The sequence below is a fragment of the Olsenella uli genome (assembly GCF_901212655.1).
GTDB lineage: Bacteria > Actinomycetota > Coriobacteriia > Coriobacteriales > Atopobiaceae > Parolsenella > Parolsenella uli_A.
Genome location: NZ_CAAKON010000051.1, coordinates 35150 through 43149, shown reverse-complemented (window position 1 = coordinate 43149; position 8000 = coordinate 35150). Strand labels below are relative to the sequence as shown.

Genomic DNA, 8000 nt, shown 5'->3' with positions numbered 1-8000 from the left:
GTAAACAACGTCATGGCACGCAACAGCTAGCTCTGCTGCTGTCCGGGCGGGCGCAGGCTCGTGAGGGCCGTGTAGTCCACCGGCGCCGTCGACGGCCTCATATCGCCCGGCGCGTACCAGTCCAGAGCGCAGCCAATCCAGGCGTTCCAGAAAGGCCACTCGTGCGCGCCGATGTCCGGCTCGTGGTACGTGACGTCGAAGCCGTTCTCGTCGAGCAGATGCACGAAGTCACGATTCTGCTGGCAGAGGTTGTCGTGCTCGCCGCAGGCCACGTAGAAGCGCGGGCGCTCCCCCGGCTCCGCGTCTCGGAAGCGCTCGGCCAGCGCCACGTAGTCCTTCTCGGTACCCATGACGGTGTTGAGGTCCCCAAAGAAGCGCTCGTAGCGGCGACGCTTGCTCGCCGAGTCGCTCGCGGCGGCATTGAGCACGCGGTCGCGCATGAAGGCGCCCGAGAGGCAGATGATGCTCCCAAAGCGGTCCGGCCGCACCAGGCCGTTCACGGCAGCGGTGTACGCGCCGATGGAGATGCCCGCCAGCGCCGTGTCCTCGCGCTTGGCCGAGAGGGGAAGCAGGCGCCGTGTGAAGTTCACCAGCTCCTCGGAGATGAACTTGCCATGCCACTCGTCTATCTCGGGCTTGTTGAGGTAGAGGCCGTCCTCGCCAGACGGCATGATCACCACGACGTCGCGTGCCTCGGCCGTCTCCACCACGTGGGTCTTGTCAATCCAGTCCACGTCCTGGCCAAAGAGGCCGTGGAGCAGGTAGACGGTCCTGTACGGGCCGCGACGGTGCGTGGCGAGCTTGTCGCCCGCCATCTTGTCCACCGGCACCACCGCCGTGAGCACGACGTTGCGCCGCAGGTAGTTGGAATAGAAGTCGATTCTGAGCAGAGCCATTGAATCCCCCCTTGGCATGTGGGCCGGGCGGCGGCAAGCGACGATTCCGAGCATCTCGGTCGCGCTCGAGCACGTGAAGACCAAGGCACGGGCAGCAGTTTGGTGTCGGCGCGCGGAGAGCGAAGCGCAGGCGACGTCCGCCCGGCAGCGCGCGACCTTCGCTCTAGCCCAGCCAGTCGAGCGCAGCCGGCAGCGCGTCGTTCCAGAAAGCCCAGTCGTGCCCGCCGGCCTCCTCGCGATACGAAACGTCGAGCCCCGTGTCGTGCAGCTGCTGGGCAAGCTGCCGGTTCGCCGGCGCAAGCGGGTCAGAGCTGCCGCAGGCGAGGTAGACGCGCGGGCGGGGCCGGTCGCAGTAGACGAGGTCCGCCGCGAGGCGCACCGGGTCCTTGTCGCCGCCGCGCACCTGGCCGAGCGAACCAAAGGTTGACTCGAGGAATGGTCGGCTCAGGAAGAAGGGTTCCTCCGCGAGCACCTGCTCGAGGCCGCCCGCCACCATCGCCGAGGAGAGGGCCACGATGCCGCCGAACGTCTCGCAGTACCTGAGACCGTTGCGGAGAGCCCCGAACGCTCCCATCGAGATGCCGCCGATGAAGGTGTCCTCTCGGCGCGTGGAGAGCGGCAGCACCCTGCGGGCGGCCGTCACGAGCTCCTCCCCCACGAAGCGCCCGTAATAGTTATGCGAGTCGGGCTGGTCGAGGTAGAAGGCGTTGTAGCCGCTCGGCATGATGACGGCGAGGCTGTGCCGCTCCGCCAGCTCGCAGATGTTCGAGCGGCTGATCCAGTCCGTGTGGTTGCCCGTGATGCCGTGCAACAGGAACAGCGTACGGAAGGGCGCGCGGACGGGCGGGTATGGGAACGCATCCCCGGGCTTGGGCTCGTCGCGGACGGCTCGGTCTGCCGCAAACGCGTCACCGGTGGTGTCGAAGGGCAAAACGATCTGCAACGTGGTGGTGCGCATGAGCGCAGCCGAGAAGTAGTCGACGCTGACAAGTGCCATCGTGCCTCCTGATGCCGATATGTGCCCCGTTTGAAGCGCACGGTGCGGGAGCGGGGCCGAGCGCGCGGGCCGTGCGCGAGGTGCGGGCACAAGCGCGGGCTTAGCCTTGGGAGAAGCCGATGACGCGATGGTGCCGCACCAGCGCCACCGGCGCCTCACGGCGCTCGCGCCCGCTCCGCTGACGCACGGCCTGGACGGGTGGCCCAGGCTTGTGACGCCCAGTCTAGCGCTTGTCCGATGCCACGAAATTAAAACCGATTAAGGCCGTCTTTCAGAAAAGTTGTATAAGAACCTGTCCCCAATTGCTGCCAAATTGCTAGAGCTTGTGGGTGGTGGCGATGTTGGAGAGGTCGCCCACGATGCTGTCGAGGGAGGAGCCTGCCTGGGCCTGCACCGTGGCCTCGACGGCGCCCTCGACGAAGGGACAGTCCGCGAGCTTGACGGGCGCCTCGAAGTCCTCGTCCTCGAGGTCGCTCACCACCATCTTCGTGGTCATGACGGCGGAGCCCATGTCCATGAGCACGACGACGCCATCCGGGCTCGCGACCTTGCGAATCGCGTCCTCTATCTTGTCGGAGCTCGTGCCAAAGGAGCCGTCCTCGAGGCCGCCCGCCGCGGCAACGCGCGCGTTGGGAGCCATCATCTTCGTGTAGTCCGCCAGCGCATCTGCCAGCGGCTTCGAGTGCGAGACAAGCACGACGCCAACCATGGGATTCCTTTCTTTGGAGATGTGTGGGATGCCGGTCCGCGCGCGGCGGGCCGGAGAGATGGCGCAGATACAGGACGACCGCGCCGGTCACGGTCATTTGTCAGGAAAATGAGTCAAAGTAGACGGCAGGCTGACTCACGGCAGCCTGGCTCACTTCCCGGCCGCGACGGTGGCGAGGGTGCGCATGAGCAGCGCGAACGACGCCGCACCCGGGTCCTTGTGGCCCACGGAGCGCTCGCCGAGGTAGCTCGCGCGTCCCTTGCGCGCCACGAGGGGAACCGTTGCCTCGGCACCCTCCTCGGCAGCGGAGGCCGCATCCGCAAGCGCCTCGGCAACCGAGACCTCGTTCACGCGCCCGCGCTCGAGCGCCTCCAGGGCGGGCCGTATCGCATCGAGCATGGTCTTGTCGCCCGGCTTGGCGCCGCCGAGGTCCTCGATGGCCACGAAGGCCTTGCCCAGCCCCGCGGAGAGCGCGCGCACGGTGAGGCTGCCCTCGGCCTTGAGCGCCACGCCCACCTTGCGGAACAGCGTTCCGTAGAGCGGCCCCGACGAGCCGCCGACCTTGGAGACGATGATGGATCCGGCGCGCTTGAGCAGGCCCGGAAGGTCCTGGCCGGCGAGTTCGGGCAGCTGGGCGCGCACGGCATCGAAGCCGCGCGCCATGTTGATGCCGTGGTCGGAGTCGCCGATGGGCTGGTCGAGCTCGGTGAGCTCGTCTTTGTTGGCGTCCATGGCGTCGGCGATGGCGGAGATGGCCTTGATGGCGGCCGCGACGTCGGGCGAAGAGGGAGCGGCGCCTGGGGCCTCGGCGTCCGCCGCGCGGGGAGCGGTCTCGGCGCCTGGCGCAGCGGCGGCAGGCGAGCAATCCGCATCATCGGCCTCCGGCGTGGTAGCGGCATCCGTCGCGTCGCCCTCGGCCTCCCCCGCCACGGCGCCCTGCGTCCAGGCAGCCGTCTCGGCCGGAGCGGCAAGCAGGCCCTTGAGCTCGTCATCGAGCCTCAGCAGCGTCACCGAGAAGCCGCGCATCTCCAGCGAGGTGAGGTAGGGGCCCATATAGGTGTGCCACACGCGCACGCCGCGGGCGGCCAGCACGTCATGCACGTGGTTGGAGACGATCGCGAGCTCATAGGGAGGCGTGCCGCCCGCCCCGTTCACGAGCACGGCAACGTCATGCCCCGCGCAGTCCAGGTCCGCGAGGATCGTGTCGAGGATTTCGTCGACCATGTCGTCGACCGGCTGCATCCTCTCGCGCCGCACGCCCGGCTCGCCATGAATGCCCACGCCCATCTCCACCTCGTCGTCCGCAAGGGTGAAGCCCGGCTTGCCCGCTGCCGGCACGGTGCAGGGCTCGATGGCGGCGCCCATGGTGCGCACGTTGGCGATGACCTTCTCGGCCACGCGCTTGACCTCGGGAAGCGATGCCCCCGCCTCGGCCGCGGCGCCCGCGCACTTGTGAACGAAGACGGTGCCGGCCACGCCGCGGCGGCCCACGGTGAACGAGGACCCCTCCACAGCCACGTCGTCATCCACCACCACGTGGTCACAGGCTATGCCCTCGTCACGGGCCGCCTGCTCGGCCATCTTGAAGTTGATGACGTCGCCGGTGTAGTTCTTGATCACGAGCAGCACGCCGGTGGTGCCAGGCGCCACGGCGCCGATGCCGGCGATGATGCGGTCCTGGGCAGGGCTCGTGTAGATGGCCCCGCCCACGGCCGCATCCAGCATGCCGGCGCCCACGTAACCGAGATGCGCCGGCTCGTGGCCCATGCCGCCGCCGGAGACGAGCGCCACCCGGCCGTGCTTGGGGTGGGCGCGCACCACTATGTCGTCGGCAGCCTTGCGAATGATGTGCGGATAGCTCTTCACGTAGCCGTCGACGACCTCGCGCTCGACGTCTTCCGGCCGGTTGATGAACTTCTTCACGGACGCTCCTTCCGTCATCGCGACGCCAACGGCGCCGCCCTCCCTCATGTGGTTCCACGGTATCGCGGACAGGCGCGGACCTGGTGTCCTGGCGCCGCCCTCCCCAACATGGTTCCCATTAATCCGCCCCCAATGACACATTGGGCTTTAGGTGAAGGGAGACGGGAGCGTGGCATAGTAGGTGTCCTCAGCGCGACGGGACAGCGGGCCCCGGCGCCAGGACAGGACGAGGAGGCTGCCCATGCGATTCCTGCGCGCCCTTGCGCGACTGCTTGCGGCCATCACGCTGGTTGGCTGCCTCGCTCGCCTGGCACCCACACGCCTCTCGGCCCTGCCGCTGCTGCCCGTCATCGTCTCGGCAACGCCGTGGTACGCGCTCACGGGCGCCCTCGCGCTCGCGCTGTGCCTCGCCTGCCGCATCGCCGGCGGCGGCACCCGGGGGCAAGGCGGCAAGAGGCCGCTGCGCGGCGTCGCGGTGCTCATGCTCGTCTGCCTCGCCCTCGAGGCCACCTGGCAGCTGCCGTTCTACTCCCGGGCGCTCACCCACACCACGGCCACCCATACAGACACGCAAAAGGCCGGCAGTCTCCGCGTCATGACCTGCAACGTCTACAAGGGCAACGCCGACGCCGCACGTATCGTGAAGCTCGTGCGCGAGGAGGGCGTGCGGGTGCTGGCCCTGCAGGAGACCACCTCGGAGTTCGTGGACCAGCTCGAGGCAAACGGCATTTCCGATCTGCTCCCCTACTCGCAGCGCTCCTCCTCGGACGGCGTCTATGGCAACGGCGTGTGGAGCGCCACGCCCCTCTCGGACGTCGAGTCGGACGACGTGGGCTCCAGCGCCTCGGCCATGCCGGCGGGCATCGTCCAGGTGACCTCCTCAGACGGCGTCACCACCGTGCCGGTGCGCTTCGTCTCCGTGCACACGACGGCCCCCGTGGACGAGTACCTCGACCTGTGGCGCAAGAGCATCCTGGAGATTGGCGTGGTGAGGGACCGCGCCGAGGCAGACCCCTCCCGCCGCTACGTCCTCATGGGCGACTTCAACGCCACCTATGACCACGCGCCCTTCCGGGCGATGCTCGGCGACTCGCTCCACGACGCGGCACGCATCGCCGGCGAGGGCATCACGCTCACATGGCCCCAGAACCGCAGGCTGTTGCCGCCGTTCTGCGGCATCGACCACGTGGTGGCGAGCGACGGCGTGGGCGCGCGCGACCTCAGGACGTACGAGGTGGAGGGCACGGACCACGCGGCGCTCGTCTGCACGCTGGACCTGTAGGCGCGCCTACAGGTCAACCCTCGTGACGATCTCCTGCGGGATGAGGCGCTTGCCCTCGATGACGGCGTGCACGTAGCCGCGCACGTCCTCGGGCAGCTCGGCGCAGAAGTCGTCGAGACCGTCGAACGGCACACCCTCCTGGGCGCTGGCCTCGTTGTCGAGCGGGTTGGGGTAGCGCTCCGCCGCACGCCGCGCCATCGCCGCATAGGCGGCCACGAACGGGCGCAGCTCGAAGCGACCCTCCGCCACGCGCCGCAGGCGGTCATAGATCTGCAGGCCGGCGCGGTCAATGTCGCCCCAGTACAGAATCTCGGCGTCATCGCACTCCAGCGAGGCAAGCAGCTCCGGCAGGCGGCGCGCGTCGTCGATGAGGTAGCCGTTGCCAAAGACCACGCCGTCCACGTGCTCGCCCAGGATGAGGCTGCGGCCGTCCGCGTACATGCGGTCGCGCATGCCATACCAGGGGTCGAGGTTCTCCGAGACGACGAGGCGCATGTGCGAGCGCTTGCGCGGCACGAAGTGCAGCATGCCCAGGTGCGGGCTCGGGCGATGGCGCACGATCTCGGCCAGGCCCATGAGCTCCAGGAGCTTGCGACCGTCACCGTTCTGCTCGAGGAACTTCTCGTCGCCGAACACCCTGTAGGAGAGCTCGCGACAGGTGAGCGTGCCATCGCCCAGTGTCTGGGCGCCGCGAAGCGCCTGGTCGAGCGAGCGCAGGCGCGCGCCGTAGAGCTCGTAGGCCTCGGGGCAGCTGAGCAGCCAGCCGTTGAGCCACAGGCGAGGGTCCAGGTCGAGGATCTGGCGGCGAAGCTCGGTTGCCTCGGGCGTGTGCAGCGGCTCGGGACGCACGCCGTCGAGCGTGCGCGGCCCGCTGCCGATGAGGCGGCTGGCGGGTCGGCCCTTCTTGCCGCGGCCGGACTGCCTTGCGGGGGCGGCATCATCGCCGGCGGCCTTCGCCTTGGCGGGCGCCTGCCTGACGGATGCGGCGGGGCTCAGCTCGGCCGGTCCCTTCTTCGCGAGCGCGCGGGTGCCGCCGCGCCTGGAGGTGTGGGCGTCGGCGGCGGAAGACGCGGGCTTGGCGCCATCGGAGGCCGCAGCCCGCGCGTCGCCACGGTCGGCTTCGACAGCCGCCGCGCCGGGCTCGGAAACCGCCCTCTCTCCACGCGGGCGCAGGATGCCAAACCGGCTCGCGAGCGCGCGCAGGCCACCAAGCGGGCTGGCAGGCGCCGGGGCGGAGGGCTTTGCGGAGGCCGTCTCGGGCGCTGCGGAGGCGGATGCCTTGCTCGATGCGGCCGCCTTTGCAGAGCCTGCCCTGGCGGAGCCGCCTCCCCTGGCCGTCACCTCGGGAACCCGCGCCGCCACGGACTTCCTGCCAGCGCCCCTCCTGCCGGCAGGCGTCTTACCCTCGTGGGCTTTGCCGGCGCGAGGTTCGCCCTCGCCCGTATTCTGGGCCGCGCCAGCGGCATCGTCACCGGAGACGCTCGCAGGTTGTGGCGGCTCGACCACGGCGCCCTCGGATGATGGCCGCCCAGGCGCGCCCTCTTGCGCCGCTTTTCCAGCCGCAGGCCCCTCGGGCCCGGCCTCAGCCGCCTCGGCCCCCTGCCGGTGCTCCTCGCGGAAGTGCTTGCCGCGACGCCCGCCAGCCCGTCCGGCCGCCGCCTTGGCCTTGCCGGGGCGGCGCGCGTCCGCGCCCTCGGCCTTGCCGGCGTCCTGCCCATCCTGGGAGCAGACGTCGCCGCCGGATGCAGCCACCTTGGCATCGGCGCCGTCGGCACGGACGTCATCCGCAGGGCCAGGCTCAGCTGCCGCCGGCTCCGTGGCCCCTGCCGCCTCCCGAGCCTCCGCCGCCGTCATCGGCAGCGCCAGGTGATACTCCCCCTCGGCCTCCGCCGGCACAATCACCCCGGCGCGCGCGAGCGTGTCGCGCGAGGTTGCGCCGGCACAGCCATACTTGCCCAGCACAGAGTCGATGTTCTCGGCCGTTACCGGGTCTCTCCGCAGGCGGATGAGCCCGCTCGCGATGCCGCTCGCATTGCTGCGAATGGGACCGTAGCTGATCTTGGCCAGCACCTTCGCCAGCCGAACGACCATCCCCTGCTCCTCAACCGTGAGCTTCTTTCCCACAGGCACTCCTTCTTCGAGTTCAATGCCCTCAAGCATACCCCCTCCCCGCCATCTCGAGAAAAAGAGCGC

6 protein-coding genes are annotated in these 8000 nt (G+C 69.5%); 1 reads left to right on the top strand and 5 read right to left on the bottom strand.

Going from position 1 to position 8000, the window contains the following annotated elements:
• Positions 1-26: 26 nt before the first annotated feature.
• The 4 genes from EFAMC2_RS09450 to dhaK form a co-directional block, all read right to left on the bottom strand.
• Positions 27-896 (bottom strand): alpha/beta hydrolase, encoded by an 870-nt coding sequence (locus tag EFAMC2_RS09450; protein ID WP_154028920.1) that lies wholly within the window; start codon positions 894-896, stop codon positions 27-29.
• Positions 897-1059: 163 nt separating this feature from the next.
• On the bottom strand, positions 1060-1893 hold the full coding sequence (locus EFAMC2_RS09445; RefSeq protein ID WP_154028918.1) for an alpha/beta hydrolase: 834 nt from the start codon (positions 1891-1893) through the stop codon (positions 1060-1062).
• Between the two features lie 316 nt (positions 1894-2209).
• Entirely contained in the window at positions 2210-2602 is a 393-nt protein-coding gene (gene dhaM / locus EFAMC2_RS09440; protein ID WP_154028916.1) for a dihydroxyacetone kinase phosphoryl donor subunit DhaM, read from the bottom strand.
• Between the two features lie 150 nt (positions 2603-2752).
• A complete protein-coding gene (dhaK, locus tag EFAMC2_RS09435) occupies positions 2753-4525 on the bottom strand; it encodes a dihydroxyacetone kinase subunit DhaK (RefSeq protein ID WP_187325270.1) in 1773 nt (590 codons plus the stop codon).
• Between the two features lie 241 nt (positions 4526-4766).
• On the opposite strand from dhaK, the gene EFAMC2_RS09430 reads away from it, so the two are divergent.
• The gene (locus EFAMC2_RS09430) at positions 4767-5807 is read left to right on the top strand and encodes an endonuclease/exonuclease/phosphatase family protein (protein ID WP_154028912.1); all 1041 of its coding nucleotides are present in this window, start codon (positions 4767-4769) and stop codon (positions 5805-5807) included.
• A gap of 6 nt (positions 5808-5813) precedes the next feature.
• Here EFAMC2_RS09430 and EFAMC2_RS09425 read toward each other — a convergent pair whose 3' ends face one another.
• Positions 5814-7931: a Wadjet anti-phage system protein JetD domain-containing protein gene (locus tag EFAMC2_RS09425; RefSeq protein ID WP_261980244.1), complete on the bottom strand. Its 2118-nt coding sequence runs from the start codon at positions 7929-7931 to the stop codon at positions 5814-5816.
• Positions 7932-8000 lie beyond the last annotated feature (69 nt).

What these genes read in the sequence shown, in the direction of transcription:
- dhaM (WP_154028916.1), bottom strand. Translation starts at nt 2,602, where the DNA reads ATGGTTGGCGTCGTGCTTGTCTCGCACTCGAAGCCGCTGGCAGATGCG.
- EFAMC2_RS09445 (WP_154028918.1), bottom strand. Translation starts at nt 1,893, where the DNA reads ATGGCACTTGTCAGCGTCGACTACTTCTCGGCTGCGCTCATGCGCACC.
- EFAMC2_RS09450 (WP_154028920.1), bottom strand. Translation starts at nt 896, where the DNA reads ATGGCTCTGCTCAGAATCGACTTCTATTCCAACTACCTGCGGCGCAAC.
- EFAMC2_RS09430 (WP_154028912.1), top strand. Translation starts at nt 4,767, where the DNA reads ATGCGATTCCTGCGCGCCCTTGCGCGACTGCTTGCGGCCATCACGCTG.